This window comes from Microvirga zambiensis WSM3693 (genome assembly GCF_016735695.1).
GTDB lineage: Bacteria > Pseudomonadota > Alphaproteobacteria > Rhizobiales > Beijerinckiaceae > Microvirga > Microvirga zambiensis.
Genome location: NZ_JAERQD010000053.1, coordinates 23852 through 39585, shown reverse-complemented (window position 1 = coordinate 39585; position 15734 = coordinate 23852). Strand labels below are relative to the sequence as shown.

Sequence of the window (15734 nt, the reverse complement as noted above, 5' to 3'; positions counted from 1 at the left end):
TTCCCCCGTCATGGTTGGATTATGCTTTGAAGTTCGAATTCTATTAATGGATTGATCAGCCTAGAAAGGCTCACGGCTTTTCATTGGACGTGTTGATTTGTGGTCAGCAAGGGCTGGCAGATAGTTGAAATCCAATCTGCAGCGAACAAGGCAATTGAGGCCTTGGGAAACCTGGCTTCACCACCAACAGCATCGCAACTGCTAAGTGCTCAACACCTGAATCTCGAGCCATTCCTTAATTGATGCTCAGTGATCGCATCCATCGGGTAGGCGATCATCCTTTCACAGATTGAATGCCGTGCCCTGGCCAAGAGGCATCTCAGCTGGGGCGCCTGCGATACCGGTTTCAAACCGGCATTCTGACGGACCATGGCGCTGTTGGCGCCAGTGAGGAAGGGGAGGAAGAAGACCCCAGAAGATACGATCCCAAGGACGAAGAATGGGACGAGCATCAGACGGGCGTAGGACAAGACGAGACAAATCCCAAAAAGGATACCTCACGCTTCGCGCAAAGCCGAACCAGAGCGCTTCGGCCTGGCCGAGCCTGACATCGTCACCTTCTGCAACAGGCTGGCCCTCACGTCAGCAGCGCCAGTCCCACTCCCATCAACCCTTCCCCAAGAGACACACTTCATGTCGACACGTTCCCTCACCGTTGACGAGGCCATGCGCGAACTCATCACCCAATCCCGAAAGCTCCTGATCGGCCAGGATGCCGCTGTCGCGGCCTTTGCGGCAGAAATCTGCCGACACATCGCCTTCAGCCCGCTGCAACGCAGACCCGGCATCTTCCTCGTCGCTGGCCCGAATTTCGACGACGACCATCTCGGGCTGCCGTTTGGCCTTGCCGCCACCTTCAGTAAGACCGGCGGACGGTATGAACTGGCCTCCAGTCACGGCGAAGACCTGGGCCATGTTTTTACACCTCAATCCAGTAGAACCGAGGTCCGCTCTCTGCTGCACTCAGCGAGGGATAATCCGGCCGCCATGTTCGTTCTGCAGGATATCGACAAGGCCCATCCCAAGCTTCTCAAGACCCTCATGACCGCCTGGAGCCAAGGCTTCATTGACGATGAAGGTGGCGAGAAGATTCCTTTGGCCGAGGCAATCTTTGTCCTGACCACCGAGGTCGCACGGGATGCGATCGGACAGATCGCCCGCAGCGAGCCGGATCCGGACAGACTGCATGTGGAATGCCTGAAGCTCCTCGTCGACGCAGGCTTCCCGGCCTCACTCCTCAAGAGCATTGATACCGCGTTTGCCCTGAGAACTCTTAGCGCGGGCGAGGCCGTTCTGGAGCACTACCGCAGCATTGCCGAGCAAGTGGCCGCGCATGACCTTATTCTGGAAGAAGGTGGGATCGATGGTCGGATCCTGGCTCATTCCATGGACTCATCGAACGAGCCCACTCCCGAGGATGCCTTGTTGCCGCGCGATGAGCTCGATGCGCGGTTGGCGCAGGCGAAGGCCGCGGGCGTTCACACGGTGCGGCTGGTGCTGGGCGAGGGGATCATCACCGTCGTTCCGGTTGGCGAGCCATTGGCACAGGACGCAACGAACCCACTTGCCGATGCTCAGCCGGCATCCACTCCTGACGGCGAGACGGCAGGTCAGTGACAGAATCGGCGTCCGCGATCCCACCGTGATAATCCCGGATGCGTCATGTCGTGTCTGGCAAACCTTCCTGACTTCGATACCCGTAAACGCACGAGCCCTGGAGATCCAAATCCCGAAGATGTCGCGGAATTTGCGGAACGCCAATTGCATCGACGCTCCTGAACCCAGCCAACAGTCTGTTAAGGACCATGTGAAGGCGGTGCTGAGGAGGCTTCCGCGCAAACCTCCGCGAACTGAGCAGGCTCATCAACGCTTTGCCTGAGGATGGGCCTGTTCCGACGGTGGTTTCAAGCAGCGGTGGCAACGCCGTCGGATATGGCGGCATTGAGGGTAGCCCGCTTGCAGTCAGGTGCCTTACACTGTGTGAAGGCGGCCGACTTCCACGCCATTTCTGAATCGGTAATGCGGGGTTTTACCGTGCTGAGAGGAGCCGTCTTGGAGAAGCTTCTAGTGTCATCACAAGGCTCTCCATTCTCATAACATGACCACTCGCGTAAGGATGCTGCCCTAACAGGACTGGCAATCGGCAGGTCCAGTTAGCTTGAACTAGCCCTGTCCTTGACGATCCTTCCTGCGGCCAAGTGAATTCTGGCCTCCCTTGCGGCCAGCTTGGGAGGCAGATGCAGTGTTCTGGGAGAAATGGCGCTTTTCAGCCGGGACGCTTTTGCCGCCTTTGCTGGCGATCTCGCGACGCCTCTCCTCGCTCATTGAGGCAAAGCCGCGCTTTGGTGAGTTGTCATCAGCGCCCATGACCGTTCTCCGAGACACCTTGGCCTTAAGCCGAGAACGGCCAGCTCAACGAGAAGTTCGGGCACTCAGAGAACTTTTCTGGATGCCGACCGGCCGCCGCGCGGGATCTTGATACGCTGTAGAGGGTACACACGAGCGGGATCCCCTGGCAGGACATGGTCCTCTTCAGCGGCTGCGCTCTCACCAAGAGACATCAAGCATTTGGCCGAAATGATTCCGACGATGTCCACTATCCCTGTGGCGACCGGCCAAGGAATTACTTGCGGGCGGCCATGAGATCGTGGGTGAGGACGGTGAGCTTGCCGATCAGCGAGGCCATATCACCCGGATCGCACGACCACTGGGTGCCAATGGCCGATCCGTCAGCGGAAACGGACACCACGGCAAGCGAGCGCAGCTTGCCTTCACGAGCGAGCCGCAGATGTTCCTGCAGCAGGTCGATCATCGAGGCGGTGTTTTCATCGATCGGAGGGGTGCTGACGGGATGGAGCTTCGCCACCGATCCGCATTGATTTGCCTGCTTGTCGCTCATGGTACACCCCGCAATAATTCCCAGGCTCTTACGGCCTTCTGAATGAGAGTTCGCACTAGACATGAACCATGCGTCAACACTAGGCCGGTGCAGCAGAAATATTGACTGTGTCGTATTTCGACAACAGGACGAGGTAAGCTTGGCCAATACCATTGGCAGCGGCGCCAATGCGGATCCTTTGAGGGCGCGCTGGAGCAACCGACACCAGCACAGGGGCGATACGGACGAATGATAGCTCAGGCGATGAGGGTGCAAGTAGCCGGCCAGGGTTCGAAATCGTGAGGAACCAGATTCTGCGGGACCTCGGTCTGCCGGTCGACCGAATGCCGGAGGCTGAGGTGGCCCTGCGGTTGGCCGAGTTCATCCTATCACTCCCCACCTCCGGAGCCATGGCCGGCGTCGCGATCGATGGGGCCGGCATCAAGGTCGGCGACGGTGGCGTCTTCGACATCGGTGGCTTTATGGCCTCGACCGGATGGGAGCAATCCAAGGAGCCGCAAACCGCCCGCAACGTCTGGACTGGCGCTTACCGGCGCGGCGACAAGACGATACGGGTCCATTCGCGCCTTGGCGAGGGCGACGTGGTCGCCGCAGTTGACGGCCGCCGCATCATCGCACAATGCAGCAAGGGATCATTGGCCCGGAAGCCAGGGCGCGCCGAGCATTCGCTGCTGACGACAGCGCTCGGAGAAGCGCTGCTGTTCGATATCGGCGGCGATGACATCGTCGTCGCAGCCGTGCCCGATACACCTGTCTTCCGCATGCTTGCGGAGACTTGGCGGCGCAGGCCGCTGGTCAGGCGGGCCGGCATTCGGATCGCCCTCGTGGGGCGCGATGGCACAGTATCGGGATTGGCTCTCTAGCCGGTCCCTATTTGCAGAGGAGCATGACGCTCATCGCTTTCGCGTGATCCGCGAGGTCGGCTGTTGCGAGAGCCGTATTGATGCCTTTCGTCCCCACGCGAGGAAACGTGTGGGGAGTGTTTCTTCGCGCGCCCAGAGCTGGGGATGCAGCCGAGCTACTGACGCGGCTGGGGTCCATCGCAACCCTGAGAGCCTGCGGCGCGGCATTCGTCCAGCACATCGCGAGGATCTAAATGGGCAAGGCACTGTCGCATGTCCCTGACGATCATACGGCCGGCTGCTTGCCTTCGACAGGGTCGGTATGTGCCGAACACGTCATGAGGAGAGGTGAAGCAATCCCAGGAGAGAACGACGGGAAGATTATCGGACGGGTGAAGGAAAGACGAGACAAATCCCAAAAAGGGACACCTACGCCTCGCTCAAGGCTGGCCCGAAGCGGCGCAGCACCTGGGACGAGAGTGAGATCGTCGATCCTTCGACGGGCGGCCCACACAACGCGGGCCAGCCCACACTCACCATCAACCCTCATTGAGACGTATTCCATGTCCACACCTCAAGACGATCCCGCACAAGTCATACGTAGCCTCGCCGAACTCACCAGGAAACGCATCATCGGCCAGGATGAAGCTGTCGCGGTCTTCGCCCTGATAACCTACAGCCACATCGCGCTCGGCCCCCTACAGCGCAGGCCTGGCGTCTTCCTCATTACCGGTCCGAATGCCGGAGAAAGCCATCTCGATATAGTCGGTGGCCTCATTCAATCCCTGAGGAGCATGGGAGGCCTGTACAAGCTGGCCGGCAATCCAGGGGAGGATATCGACCAGATCTTCTCGTCGTCCCCCGTTGCGACGGAAGTGGTCTCGTTGCAGCAGGCCCTGAAGGACAATCCTCACGACGTGTTCGTGCTTCAGGACATCGATCAAGCCCACCCGAACCTGCGCACGCGCCTCGAGCGGATCGGGAGCCATGGTTGCGTTATCGATGACGCCGGCAAGCTGCGTTCACTGGCTGATGCTATGTTCATCCTCACCACCGAGCTGGCTCAGGAGGAGATCGGTGAGATCGCCCGCACCGACCCGGATCCGGCCCGCTTGCATGTCGAGCGCCTCAAGGCTCTCGTCGATGCCGGCTTTTCCGCCTCGCTCCTCAGACACGTCGACTTCGCCTTCGGCCTGAAGCGTCTCACGACGAGCGAACGGAACCATGCCTACTACGCGCGCCTTGCCGCTCTGGTGGCTTCACATGGGCTGGTCCTGGAGGAAAGCGGGCTCGACGCGCGCATCCTTCTCCATGCCATGGACCCGACGGCTGAGCCCACCGTTCCGGCTCTCCTGTTGCCGTGGGATAACCTCTCCCATCGTTTGGCGCAGATCAAAGCCTCCGGCGCTGGTACGGTCAGGTTCATCCTGGACGATGATGTCATCCGCATCCTGCGGGTCGAAAGTGCGACGCCGCAATGGGTGATAGACGCGTTCGCCGCCAATCGGGGTCTCTCCGCTGACGGGGAGGCCACCGATGAGTAAGGGCGTGAGCGCTCAAGACCTTCCGATGGAGGCTCGGCTTGAGGCGCATGCAATCCTCGATCGCTTGACGATGGATGGGCCGACCTTTTCCCGTGAGGATGCAAAGCGGTTGATCGCGTTGATCCCTGTCACGCCGAGGCGGCGCTTCTCGTTCACCGGCCTGTTTCAGGACCGTGGGCCCGGCTTTCGCGGGCGGGCTGCCGGTGTCGGCGATGTCGAACTCGATGGAGAGGGCAAAGAAAAGTGGGTATCCTGGAATGCTCCTGCTATTCACAGAATTGGCGGCTATACGGTGTCTCACACGCCAGGCCAAGTCGTCATCGAGCTGCTGTGGATCGCGACGCGCGAGGACCTGTCGGGCCAATCCTGCCAGTTGCTCTATGATATCGCGACCGGAGAGCCAAAAGCGATGGAGATCTCGGTCCAGCGGACACTTACGCTGCTGTTCGTGCGCTTGGCCTACATCTCCTATGCGCCCTGGAAGACACCTGAGGGGTGACAAGCGGGGCAGCGTTGACCGCTCCGTCGACGGCGGACCAGTGTCCTGACAAAAGGTGGCTGAGCCCGCTGCTCTGACGATCAGCCACTCTTCTTAATCCTGGCTTTGTCAAAACGTGGTCTATGAAGGATTGTTCAGCCTTGTTTGGGGTGTCCAATGCGGCCAGTATGCGAAGGGTACACTCAAAGTGAAGCGTCATGCGCTTTTGGCAATGGCAACGGAGCAGAACACCGCGCCGTAGTGACAAGCCGTCGCGACCAACACAAAGGCGTGCCAGATCGCGTTTTGAAATCTCAGGCTGTCCCACACGTGAAAGATCACGCCGGCGGTATATAGCACAGCGCCGGCGCCGAGCAGCCAAAGGGTTGCGGTTGGCAGTGCTAGGACATGATCCCACAGGACAACCCCACTCCAGCCGATCAGGAGGTAGAGGCCGATCGACAAGCGATCGAAGCGTCCGGGCAGCGCTATCTTGAGAACGATCCCGACGGTGGAAGCCGCCCAGACGATAACCATCAGGATCTGCGGCGCGAGCGCGCTGCCCATGCGTACGAGGAGCGGCGTGTAAGTGCCCGCAATCAGGACGAAGATTGCCGCGTGGTCGAAGCGGCGCAGCCACCATTTCACAGGTGTGATCGGCCACAGGTTGTAGGCGGCTGAGATCACCAGCACTGCCATCACCGCGACACTGTAGATCAGGCTCGGGATCAGGTCTGATGCCGATGGGTCGGGTGGGATCGCAGCCACGAGCACCGCAACGGCAGCAAGCCCGAGAGCGATGCCAAGGCCATGGACAACTCCATCAGCCCAGAGTTCAGCTCGATCATACTCGAAGCGTCCAGTCGCCGGCCGGTGCAAGATTCATCCCCTACGGCAGTTTGCTGCCGAGGGGTACCTGTCAAATGAGGAAAGACGCGGGCAGGCTCTGGCACAGTAGTGTCCGCCCCCGCACACTCGGATCAGCGAACCCGGGGCCGTCGCCCCGTAGTGGTAGAAATCCCCACCGGGGCCGAACTTTCGACCCTCACACCTTACTGGTCATTCGCGGCTTCAAAACCACGACGAGCCACCACGTCCGGATCGGGCGTCCTCTCAAGCCGCGCCGCATAGGCCTCGTCGTCTTCATCAGTGCCCTGCGGGTACTTTCCGACCTTCAGCAGGAACTTCAGCGCGACCTCATCGGAGCACCCGTACTGACGGGCGAACTCCCGCACCAAACCCATCGTCTGATCGTCGATCCGTTTGAACGTCTCGATCATCACACTGCCGCTCCCACGCGAGTTGCCGGACAAGACGAAGTATGCGGGCAGCCGCGGTCAGTGGGAAGGTCACCACGTCCTCAGAGATGTGCGAAATAGCCACATGTCTCCCCTCGCTTCGAGCGAGGCTGGGCTGGAGAGGATTCCTATGGCTAGAGGGAATCTGGATCAGCCAGTCCTTCCAAGGAGCTTTCCTCTTCCGTGAGCACGAGGGAACTGTCGCCTAAGTGAACGCTTCCTCTGAGACAGCTTTTATGGAGTGCAAAATGGTTGGCAGCCCAGATCCACGGGATCCGAAGCCGGACGATCCCATATTGCCGGAGCCGGCTCGCTTACCCGAGCTTCCGGAGCTTGATCCCGTTCCCGAAGACGGCACCCTATCTGATCACGGGGATCCTGAGCCTGACGACGTGCCCTATGTTCCGCCTCCAGGAACCCAGTAAGGGGGGTAGCTGCCATGTCAGTGGAAGGGCATTCGAGGGACGAAGGCAGATCCCGCCGAAGGGGAACACATGCTGTTTTCGTTTCTGGCTACGGAACCGATAGTGTCATCTAGCCCATCCATCCTAAGGCAATGTCTGTGATCTTGACGACACCGAAAGAGTTTGAAACCAGGCTTACTGCATCAGTCGAAGAGGCGTTGAAGCCGAAATGTCCCTTGCCGCATGCTGCACTCCAGATTGTGGCGGAAGGTCATAAGGCAGTTCAGCCCACGCAGCGTGAGCGGAGCAGACGATTCAATGCACTGCCGGATCGTGAGAAGATCCCTCTTCGCCACCCCTCGCCGGACGATCACCGGCACCCGTCACTAGTGGCCTAGCAGCGGGTGGTAATCCCGGGCCTAGTGCGGGTACTTGGACCGCTTATCCTTTAGGTCGACACGGTCAGCCACGTCGATTCGAGAACCATCGAATAATTAGGTTCGCAGCGCTCGATGGATCCGATGCTGCCTTTGCCTCCGGCAGGTGAATTAACGCCCAATTAACTATGTCTAGCCGAAGATGGGTAGAGCCGAGAGGTAGGTGGGAAGCGCGCGGATGTACCGCCTTCCCGCCTTTTGGCTTTTGGTCACGACTTCACCCAAAGGAGCCAACCGTGAACGCGATCTTGAACGAGCGCATCGGAGAAAGGGTGAGTGCGCTCAAGATCTCGTGGCGCCGTGCCTCCCTGGAAGCGGGCTTCGAAGCCGGATTCATTCAGGACATCATCACGGGCCGCACCCAACAGCCAGATGAGGATGCCCTCGCGAGCCTCGCAGCCGTACTCAAGTGCAATCCGGCCTATCTTCTGGGCCAAAGCGACGATCTTGCTGGTGCGGCAGGGTCAAGTGTGTCCGCCGTTCCAACAAATGCAGAACGGAGGCCCGACGCCGTCATGGCTCTCAGGATCGTCGATGAACTGCTGGCTGCAGGACACATTGAAGCTGCCAAGGTAGCTGTCAGACGGGCGCTCAAAGCGATTGCAGTTGAGTAGAAATCTCAAGGTAAAATAGGGCCGAGCATGCACCTGCCTGGCCCCGCCGCGGTTAAAGATTGAGGTAGCTCTCCGTTCACATCGGCTTCGATATACGATGTCTCAGAGATACGTTCGTATCCTCGTTTACGGCGCCGTGAATGGCGACGGAAAAGCGGATCTCGCCATCATGGTGAAGGCCGTCTCAACACTCGTGAAGGTGACTTCTTCCTCTAGCTCGCTGGAGAGTATTGCAAATACCCGCGAGCTCTACGCCGCCTCCGGCTGGTCTGATCGCTGGCCTTCGGCGACGATCTCGAGCATGTCGTCAGGAAGGGGGCGCTGCAGCTTCAATGCTTTCTCCGTCGGCCCGGTCAGCCAGGTCTCGTATTCCTCGGGCGTCGTCAGGATCACTGGCATCGCTTTGGGATGGATCGGCCCGACGATTCCGTTCGGCTCCGAGGTCAGGAAGGAATAGAGCAGGTGCTCACCTTCGGTCGAGTCGGCCTTGGTGCCGCGCACGCCGGTCCAGGGCCGCCAGATGCCGGCGAAGGCCGCCGGAGGCCGTTCCTTCGACAGGGCGAGCCAGATTGGCGTCTTGCGCGGCTTCGTGTCCCCGTACTCGCTGAAGGATGTCAGGGGCACCAGGCAGCGGTATTGCGGCTTGAGCCAGGCCCGCCAGAACGGCGAGGCGACGTTGCGGACGTTGGTGACCGGCTGGTTGCCGACCTTCGGCGGTGGCGGGAAGCCCCACCGCATCTGCAGCAGCTCGCGCTCGCCATGATGGATCCGCACCACCGGTGCCATCTGGTCAGGGAAGATCCCGGGCAGAGGCGGAAGATTGCCGGCGTTGTCCCGGTCGACGTTGAAGGTCTGCCGGATCATCGCCTGGGGGTGTGGACGCTGTAGAGATTGCAGACGCGAGGGGCTCCGTCCTGATTCCAGGGCTCGGATCTTAGCGGCGGCGGCCGCGGGCGTCCTCGGGCTTCTGGCCGCTCCGATCATCTCGACAACTCGGAAGCCACAACGCGGGACATCTTGTGAGCTGGCAGGCGCCTACCCCCAAAGGATAGTAGCCATCCGACAGGATTAAAGTACTAGAACTATCAGTGGTTAACCTTTCGGTAACCATACTTCTCCGGACATTGGGGGCTGAGGTGAACGGCGCGGGCAGCACTACGGGAAACGGCCATGGGCATGGGCAAGGCGAGAGCCTGGCAATCAAGACGGTCCTCGCAACGAGGACCGTCATCCTGCGGGTCGGCCTTGAGGGCCTGCTCTCGGACCAGGGTTTCCTCATCTCCGATGTCGCATCTGAAAGTCACCCCGCTCTCGGCATCGTCGAAGCTTCCCCCGCAATCAGCGAAACCCTGGATTCCATTACCCGCTTCAGGGAGCAGTTCCCAAAGGCCCGGGTTGCCGTGCTTGCTGAGGCCTTCGACATCAGCACCGTAATGGCGGCACGGGAGGCAGGAGCCGACGGATTCTGCTCGACGGCTTCGGCACCGGACGTGCTGGTCAGGTTGCTCAAGCTGGTGGCATTGGGCGAAGCCGTTATCCCGTCGACTATGCTCGCTTCTTTGCTCGGGGCGGCATCGGCGCACCAGGAACAGCAGCGTCAGGCGGCTGATCCGGGTCCGAAGGTGGTGGATGCTCGGGTCAGCAAGCTCTCCCCCCGTGAGGCCGACGTCCTTCGCGGCATCATGAATGGGGAGCCGAACAAAGTCATCGCCCGTCAATTCGATGTCACCGAGTCGACGATCAAGGTTCACGTGAAGGCGATCCTGCGCAAGATCGGGGCAGCCAACCGGACCCAGGCCGCGATGTGGGCGTCCGATCGTATGACGCCTGCCCCTCGTACGTATGCAGATTCTTGAGAGCGCTCTGACTGCCAAGACGCTGTTCACGCACATCTCCAGCCAGAGTGCCGTGGCATTAATAGATGACGCCCTGAGCCACGTGCGCAAAAATAAACCTGATGGGTTGAGCCACAATGTCCAGGAAGGATGGGTTTGTTTGCTTTGAGGCTCGCCCTGAACGAAACGCCCCGGTCGAGCATTGCCTCAGTCTCGACCAGGGCGTCCAGCGGAGAGTAAGGGCTCCGCGTCGGTTCGGGCTGATACGCAACGCGCCCGGCCGAATGATGGTGAATGGGCTGCGTAAACATTCCGTTGCTGAAGGTGTATGCGTCCGGCCCTGGCGCCTGCCAAATCGAACCAGTCGCCCCATCGTCGCCGTCAGATCGGCTCCCCATTCTCAAGCGCAACCGCGTTCTAAGGATCGAGCCGGACGTTCAGGCTGTCACTTAGGCCAGATGGTCTGAGCCGCGGAGCGGATACAACGGCCTTGGTTCGCTCATTTCGCTCTTCCAACGGCATGAGAGGATGAATGGGGCGGACAGAGCGCTTAGGGGCGTAATGCGTCAATCTCGCCGCTGACCCGAGCTCGAAGATACTCGAGATGTTTCAGTTCCTCGGTCGTGGAAGCGACCCGCCTTTCCACATGCCTCAGATCCTGATGTGCCTCTTTGAATTGATCTAACTCTGCAGCAAGCGCATCGCGGTCCGCCTCGGCCGTTCGAACGGCTTGGGTCAAGCGAGCGACCTCAGCCCGCGCCCCGGATCCCGAGCGGCTTTCCAGAAAGAAGAACCCGCAGAGCCCCCATCCTGCAACTGCCAAAATTATCAGTAGACGGTTCATCACTGCCAATCCCACTCATATCCCATGCCTGACTATCGCCGATAGGGGCTGCTGCGGGAGTGACATGAAGAGGTAGGAACGCCTTGCCCCCAATTGCTGGAGGTTGGGTGTGGATGCGTCCCACAGGGATAACCGGGAGGCGCGAGAGGGGAACGACAGCCGCCATGACGCCGCGCTCGTCCGTCTCATGGAAGACATGGACCGGACGTCCGATTACGCCGATCGGGGCGGCATGACGCCGTCAGGAACATTCGTACTGTCCGGCCCGTTGCGGCCGGTCCCTACGAATATCTTCTGTTTCGCGGCGGTGTGACACCTGGCAGGGAGAACAACTGGTATTTGCGTAATACCGCCGGTCCGGTGCCTCCCGAGCCGCCGATCCCCGATCCGCAGCCTGAACCACAGCCGCCCATACCGGGACCGACACCGCCGTCTCCCGGTCCGGGACCCGTGCCGTTCTTCCGGCCCGAGGCGGTCGTCTATGCCGGACTGCCGGAACTGGCCCGCTTCATCGGCCTGGAAATCCTCGGCACCTTCCATGAGCGTCAGGGCGAGCAGAGCCTTCTGACCAAGAACGGCGGTTTCCCGATCGCCCGGGGCCGGTCTTCAGCTCGAAGTCCGAATTCCACCGCGGCGGGCCTCAGGCGCCGGAATTCGACGGCCATCTCTTCGGCTTCCAGGCTGGCATGGATGTCGGCGCTGCCGAGACCTGGGCAGGGCATCGCGACCATTTCGCCCTGTTCGTCGGTCATGCTGAGGCCGATGGCGACGTGCGCGGCTTCGCGCTGGGCCAGCGCCGCTTCGCCAGCGGCTCGGTGCCGATGGATGCGACGAGCCTGGGACTGTACTGGACCCATGTCGGACCGCAGGGCTGGTATCTCGACGGCGTGCTGATGCATTCCTGGCTCGATGGCGAGCCGCGCTCCAACCGAGGCGTCGGGATTGATTTCGAAGGCCACTCCACCATCGCCTCGCTCGAGGGCGGCTATCGGTTCTGGCTCACCGACAAGATCTCGCTCGAGCCGCAGGCGCAGATCATCTGGCAGCATGTGGGGTTCGAACCGGACGGATCGGTGCACGGCTGCAGGGCACGTTCCAGGACGGTTCGACCACGTGGCGGCCCTATCTGAAGGTCAACCTCTGGCACGGCTTCGATGCCACCGACCGGACGCGGTTCAGCAGCGTGGGGCTGCCGGCGTCGTTCGGGGCGACCGCGCTCGAGGTCGGAGCCGGCGTCGTGGCGACATTGACGCAGAATGTGAGCCTGTTCGCGGTGGCCGATTACACGACCAATCTCAACGGTCCGGATCGCGACACGATCGTGGGCAATCTCGGCATGCGGAACACATGGTGATGGCATGATCAGAATGCTGGGACTGCACCGATCGTCGGCCATTGTGCAGCCTTCAATCCCCGAAGTCTTGTTCATGAGGTGGCCATTCCCGAGGCAGCAAGGAGCTTGAGACACCCGTCAAAACGACCACCATCGCCTTGTCACTCTCTAGAGCGGGGGCGCCATCGCGCCCCCGCTCTTTTCTCATGAGCGCCACTCAAATCCTGGGCCCCACCCATGCGGTTAGTCTATCCTCTCGTTTGCGGCAACCGCATCCAGAAGCGAGGGCACGCCGTAGGTCGCGGCCGCGATCCTATAGCTATCGGCGGCAAGGGATGGCGTAAGGGCCACTGTCAGGAGGGCTGCGGCCTCGTTGACCGCATCGTGAATTTCATAGGTCCGTTGAGCGTTACGCGGACCTACAGGCTCCCCCGCACGACCGACATAGATCTCAGCGGCGATCTTTGCGGTCAGATGCAACAATTCTGACGAAGTGAGCTTAGGATTGACCGTATCGGCAAATCCGGCATCTATTACACCATCATCGTCAGCACTCACAACATCGCTCCTCATCCGAAGATCTTCGACAGCAGCCACGCGATGAAGATCCCGACAAACACCCACCCGAATGGCTTCATGATTATGTGGCTGGCCAGGGCCTCGCGCTTACGCGCGGCCATCTCCCGCTGCTCGGCTTTAATCTCTGCCGCGCGCACTCCCTCGTTCATTTTCACCCGCTCCTTGGCCATGGTTTCCACCATCATCGCCGCTCTTTTGTCGAGTTCCACCGACCGGACCCGCTGCCCCTCGAGGAGTTGCTTGATCTCGTTCTGCTTGAAGGCGTTGTAAGGCTCGTAGATCTTGTCCAGAGCATTCTGCTCAGCGGCCTTCATCCGATCTAGGAATTGGAACGCTTGAGCGTCGAACTCACGCAGGATATCCCTATTCTGCTGCACGGTGTTTTCACACCGTGCAGCAACCGCATTCATCTCCCCTAAGATACTCGCCATTTTGGTGCCGTGAAGCGTCATCTCCGCCAGCACTCCAATGACAGGATGATCCCGATCGACGTCCGAGTGCAGCCCATGACGCAAGGCTGCCTCCGACAGCATTGCATGATACCGGGCCGCCTCGGACGGTTGCAGACCTTCCAGCACGCGCGCCACATAATCGATCCGCGTCACCGGTGTCCGATCATCTCCTAACCTGCTCACGGCTTCACCCCCTGAAAGGGACCGAAGCTATCGAGCTGATCATAGATCTTCTTAGCCCAGGTTGCCATCATCGAGCCCGCGGAGAAGCTGGGGTTATTGGCAACGAACTCGTCAATCAGCTGACCAGACTCTGCCCATCGCTTGAAGATCGATGGGTTCGGAAATGCCTCCACGTCGATCTCGTGAGCGCCAGTGCTCAGCAGATGGGGGCGCACGAACGAGCTGTTATTGTAGGAGTTGAGGGGACCGTCCTTGGCATTGCGAACGACGAGCCAATGCTCATCCTGTCGACCGTCTAGATTGGTCATATTGTTCGCAAGCGTCGTCAAAGACTGATTGGATTCAACGATTGAGTACGCATAAACCCCCGTAATTCCGCGGCCAATCCAGCTGTCCAGGCCGATGTCCCTCAGTGCCCTGTCGACCAGTCCGAGTTGCGCCGCTCCGAGATCGACAAGAATCACGTCGACTTCACCAGATTGCATCGCCTCGCCAACGAGATTGCCGAATTTCTCGACCTCTGCGTCAATCCAATGACCGCTTGCCTGGAGGTTAAACCCCGTCACTCGCTCTTCACCGAGTGTCCCGAACTGCTGGTTAACCGGGTCGGTGTCAATGCCTTTCCATCGCCACTCCTTCATGCCGAAGTATGACGCGAGGATCTGCGCGAAAATGCTCTTGCCGCAGCCGCCCTTCTCACCTGTGGACTTAACTAAGAGCATCAGAATGACCTCTGGATCTTGCCGGGCTGCGGACGGGCTGCAGGCAGCAGACGCTGAACAGGAGGGGTGCCGACGGCTGGCGTTTCCTCAGCGTCTGTGTGCGGTCTCTTATCTACTTTGGGTGCTGCGTCCGCATTATCCTTGCGCTTCCTTTTGCTCTTTTCGTCGCCTTTGGGTGCGGATGTCTCCTCCGTGACTTTAGCGTCTGCGGCCTTTTTCCTTTTCGCGCGCTCCTCTCTTACGTACTGACGGAGGGTCGACGGAGCTATGACAAATTCTAGCTGCTCGAAGAAACTGCAGATGCTTTCATACTTGTTTCCGTTCGCCAGCGCGCCCTCGATTTTCTCGTAATTTGCCTCGAATGCCAATCGCGTTGGGCTCTTCTGGATCGGCATGGCGCCGATTAACTCGCCGAGCCGCAGGATGCGTTCATCAATGTTCATAGTCTCTCCTATCAAGTCAGGTGGACCTCAACCTTGGTTCAGGAAGGGGTGCCGTAGCGGCAGATGGACCGCACGATTTCGCCTATGGAGAAGTGCTTCTTCGTTGTCAAATTTGGCGATTCGGCATCGCGGAATTTGCCGATTCGCATGGAAATTTTGCCGATTCGCTCTGGCATGGACCCGATTCGCGCGGCTATCCAGCGGCAATCAGCTTGATCACAAAGCGGGCGGCGATCCCAAAAGCTTATGAAATGGGCCAGCGGTGAGTTGTGACTACAAAAAACCAAGTGCGGGTATCGACGTCAGCTGCTATCAGCCCTTGATCCGGCATCTCCTTTTGAAAGGTCACCATTGTATGAATCGCGCCAATGCCACCTATGCGGAGGTGAAATGCGGCTGCACGAGCCCTGCCATTGTAGTCATCTTGACACCTGATGGTGTGTCCGGATCATCATCGCATCGGCAGGTCTGAGATGCCTCGTCCGCAGAAAGGTGAACGCGATCGGCGAGATGAGATTCTACGGGTGCGATTAACCACGGTGGAGATGGCGATGCTGGCGCAGCAGGCCGATGCGGCAGGAATGACTTTATCCGACTATTGCCGATCGCGGCTCATGACGGACGATGGGCACTCGCTGAATCAGGTCGGCCGTCAGCGTCGGCTCGCGCCCGAGATGGGCGAGGCTGTCCGCACCTTATCCGCTCTCGGTCTCGATCTGCTGGCCTTGCGACAGCAAGCCGACGACGGCGGACAGGTTGTCCTTGCACAAGAGGCTCAGGAGGCCGTGGGTACCATTGTCGCCATTCTAAAGAGGCTCCGGGATTAA

Annotated in this window: 18 protein-coding genes and 2 pseudogenes; 10 read left to right on the top strand and 10 right to left on the bottom strand. The window is 59.9% G+C overall.

Annotated features, from left to right (window positions below):
* Positions 1-633: 633 nt before the first annotated feature.
* Entirely contained in the window at positions 634-1617 is a 984-nt protein-coding gene (locus tag JKL46_RS27250) for a P-loop NTPase family protein (RefSeq protein WP_201839093.1), read from the top strand.
* 546 nt (positions 1618-2163) lie between these two features.
* Here the strand turns inward: JKL46_RS27250 and JKL46_RS27245 are convergent.
* A complete protein-coding gene (locus tag JKL46_RS27245) occupies positions 2164-2367 on the bottom strand; it encodes a KGG domain-containing protein (RefSeq protein WP_201839092.1) in 204 nt (67 codons plus the stop codon).
* Positions 2368-2623: 256 nt separating this feature from the next.
* Complete coding sequence (locus tag JKL46_RS27240; RefSeq protein ID WP_201839091.1) at positions 2624-2899, bottom strand: hypothetical protein; 276 nt, start codon at positions 2897-2899, stop codon at positions 2624-2626.
* A gap of 278 nt (positions 2900-3177) precedes the next feature.
* Here JKL46_RS27240 and JKL46_RS27235 point away from each other — a divergent pair, with 278 nt between their 5' ends.
* The 3 genes from JKL46_RS27235 (at position 3178) to JKL46_RS27225 (ending at position 5784) form a co-directional block, all read left to right on the top strand.
* A complete protein-coding gene (locus JKL46_RS27235; RefSeq protein WP_343074131.1) occupies positions 3178-3762 on the top strand; it encodes a hypothetical protein in 585 nt (194 codons plus the stop codon).
* Between the two features lie 542 nt (positions 3763-4304).
* A complete protein-coding gene (locus tag JKL46_RS27230; RefSeq protein ID WP_201839090.1) occupies positions 4305-5285 on the top strand; it encodes a P-loop NTPase family protein in 981 nt (326 codons plus the stop codon).
* Positions 5278-5784: a hypothetical protein gene (locus JKL46_RS27225; RefSeq protein WP_201839089.1), complete on the top strand. Its 507-nt coding sequence runs from the start codon at positions 5278-5280 to the stop codon at positions 5782-5784. The genes JKL46_RS27230 and JKL46_RS27225 overlap by 8 nt, the downstream gene beginning before the upstream one ends.
* Before the next feature lie 195 nt (positions 5785-5979).
* Here the strand turns inward: JKL46_RS27225 and trhA are convergent, their stop codons facing one another.
* Both trhA and JKL46_RS27215 read right to left on the bottom strand, forming a co-directional pair.
* Positions 5980-6645: a PAQR family membrane homeostasis protein TrhA gene (trhA, locus tag JKL46_RS27220; RefSeq protein ID WP_201839098.1), complete on the bottom strand. Its 666-nt coding sequence runs from the start codon at positions 6643-6645 to the stop codon at positions 5980-5982.
* A 170-nt stretch (positions 6646-6815) separates the two neighbouring features.
* Complete coding sequence (locus JKL46_RS27215; protein ID WP_201839088.1) at positions 6816-7043, bottom strand: hypothetical protein; 228 nt, start codon at positions 7041-7043, stop codon at positions 6816-6818.
* Between the two features lie 1107 nt (positions 7044-8150).
* Here JKL46_RS27215 and JKL46_RS27210 point away from each other — a divergent pair.
* Positions 8151-8516 (top strand): hypothetical protein, encoded by a 366-nt coding sequence (locus JKL46_RS27210; RefSeq protein ID WP_201839086.1) that lies wholly within the window; start codon positions 8151-8153, stop codon positions 8514-8516.
* A 249-nt stretch (positions 8517-8765) separates the two neighbouring features.
* Here JKL46_RS27210 and JKL46_RS27205 read toward each other — a convergent pair.
* Positions 8766-9415, bottom strand: a pseudogene (locus tag JKL46_RS27205) (SOS response-associated peptidase); the annotation flags it as partial.
* Positions 9416-9652: 237 nt separating this feature from the next.
* Between JKL46_RS27205 and JKL46_RS36650 the strand changes: the two are divergent.
* Positions 9653-10372, top strand: a complete 720-nt coding sequence (locus tag JKL46_RS36650) for a LuxR C-terminal-related transcriptional regulator (RefSeq protein WP_201839084.1) — start codon at positions 9653-9655, stop codon at positions 10370-10372.
* A gap of 529 nt (positions 10373-10901) precedes the next feature.
* Here the strand turns inward: JKL46_RS36650 and JKL46_RS27195 are convergent.
* Entirely contained in the window at positions 10902-11195 is a 294-nt protein-coding gene (locus tag JKL46_RS27195; RefSeq protein ID WP_201839083.1) for a hypothetical protein, read from the bottom strand.
* Between the two features lie 109 nt (positions 11196-11304).
* Here JKL46_RS27195 and JKL46_RS27190 point away from each other — a divergent pair, with 109 nt between their 5' ends.
* The 3 genes and pseudogenes from JKL46_RS27190 (at position 11305) to JKL46_RS36410 (ending at position 12549) form a co-directional block, all read left to right on the top strand.
* Complete coding sequence (locus JKL46_RS27190) at positions 11305-11508, top strand: hypothetical protein (protein ID WP_201839082.1); 204 nt, start codon at positions 11305-11307, stop codon at positions 11506-11508.
* A gap of 313 nt (positions 11509-11821) precedes the next feature.
* Positions 11822-12325: pseudogene (locus JKL46_RS36415) on the top strand (autotransporter domain-containing protein); the annotation flags it as partial.
* Positions 12235-12549 carry an autotransporter domain-containing protein gene (locus JKL46_RS36410; protein WP_343074132.1) on the top strand — a complete coding sequence of 105 codons (315 nt, stop codon included), beginning with the start codon at positions 12235-12237 and terminating at the stop codon, positions 12547-12549. The pseudogene JKL46_RS36415 and the gene JKL46_RS36410, both read left to right, overlap by 91 nt.
* Before the next feature lie 222 nt (positions 12550-12771).
* Here the strand turns inward: JKL46_RS36410 and JKL46_RS27175 are convergent, their stop codons facing one another.
* Genes JKL46_RS27175 through JKL46_RS27160 form a run of 4 tightly spaced genes read right to left on the bottom strand, consistent with a single transcriptional unit; the run spans position 12772 to position 14907 of the window.
* Complete coding sequence (locus JKL46_RS27175) at positions 12772-13086, bottom strand: hypothetical protein (protein ID WP_201839080.1); 315 nt, start codon at positions 13084-13086, stop codon at positions 12772-12774.
* An 11-nt stretch (positions 13087-13097) separates the two neighbouring features.
* Positions 13098-13712, bottom strand: coding sequence for a hypothetical protein (locus JKL46_RS27170; protein ID WP_201839079.1), 615 nt, complete (start codon positions 13710-13712; stop codon positions 13098-13100).
* Positions 13713-13738: 26 nt separating this feature from the next.
* Entirely contained in the window at positions 13739-14464 is a 726-nt protein-coding gene (locus JKL46_RS27165) for a P-loop NTPase family protein (RefSeq protein ID WP_201839077.1), read from the bottom strand.
* Positions 14464-14907, bottom strand: a complete 444-nt coding sequence (locus JKL46_RS27160) for a hypothetical protein (protein ID WP_201839075.1) — start codon at positions 14905-14907, stop codon at positions 14464-14466. Before JKL46_RS27160 ends, JKL46_RS27165 begins: the two co-directional genes overlap by 1 nt.
* Before the next feature lie 434 nt (positions 14908-15341).
* On the opposite strand from JKL46_RS27160, the gene JKL46_RS27155 reads away from it, so the two are divergent.
* Positions 15342-15734, top strand: a complete 393-nt coding sequence (locus JKL46_RS27155; RefSeq protein ID WP_425493313.1) for a plasmid mobilization protein — start codon at positions 15342-15344, stop codon at positions 15732-15734.

Coding starts and splice junctions, on each gene's coding strand:
- JKL46_RS27240 (WP_201839091.1), bottom strand. CDS start 2,899: ATGAGCGACAAGCAGGCAAATCAATGCGGATCGGTGGCGAAGCTCCAT.
- JKL46_RS27245 (WP_201839092.1), bottom strand. CDS start 2,367: ATGGGCGCTGATGACAACTCACCAAAGCGCGGCTTTGCCTCAATGAGC.
- JKL46_RS27155 (WP_425493313.1), top strand. CDS start 15,342: ATGGTGTGTCCGGATCATCATCGCATCGGCAGGTCTGAGATGCCTCGT.
- JKL46_RS27160 (WP_201839075.1), bottom strand. CDS start 14,907: ATGAACATTGATGAACGCATCCTGCGGCTCGGCGAGTTAATCGGCGCC.
- JKL46_RS27165 (WP_201839077.1), bottom strand. CDS start 14,464: ATGCTCTTAGTTAAGTCCACAGGTGAGAAGGGCGGCTGCGGCAAGAGC.
- JKL46_RS27250 (WP_201839093.1), top strand. CDS start 634: ATGTCGACACGTTCCCTCACCGTTGACGAGGCCATGCGCGAACTCATC.
- JKL46_RS27230 (WP_201839090.1), top strand. CDS start 4,305: ATGTCCACACCTCAAGACGATCCCGCACAAGTCATACGTAGCCTCGCC.
- JKL46_RS27215 (WP_201839088.1), bottom strand. CDS start 7,043: ATGATCGAGACGTTCAAACGGATCGACGATCAGACGATGGGTTTGGTG.
- JKL46_RS27195 (WP_201839083.1), bottom strand. CDS start 11,195: ATGAACCGTCTACTGATAATTTTGGCAGTTGCAGGATGGGGGCTCTGC.
- JKL46_RS27225 (WP_201839089.1), top strand. CDS start 5,278: ATGAGTAAGGGCGTGAGCGCTCAAGACCTTCCGATGGAGGCTCGGCTT.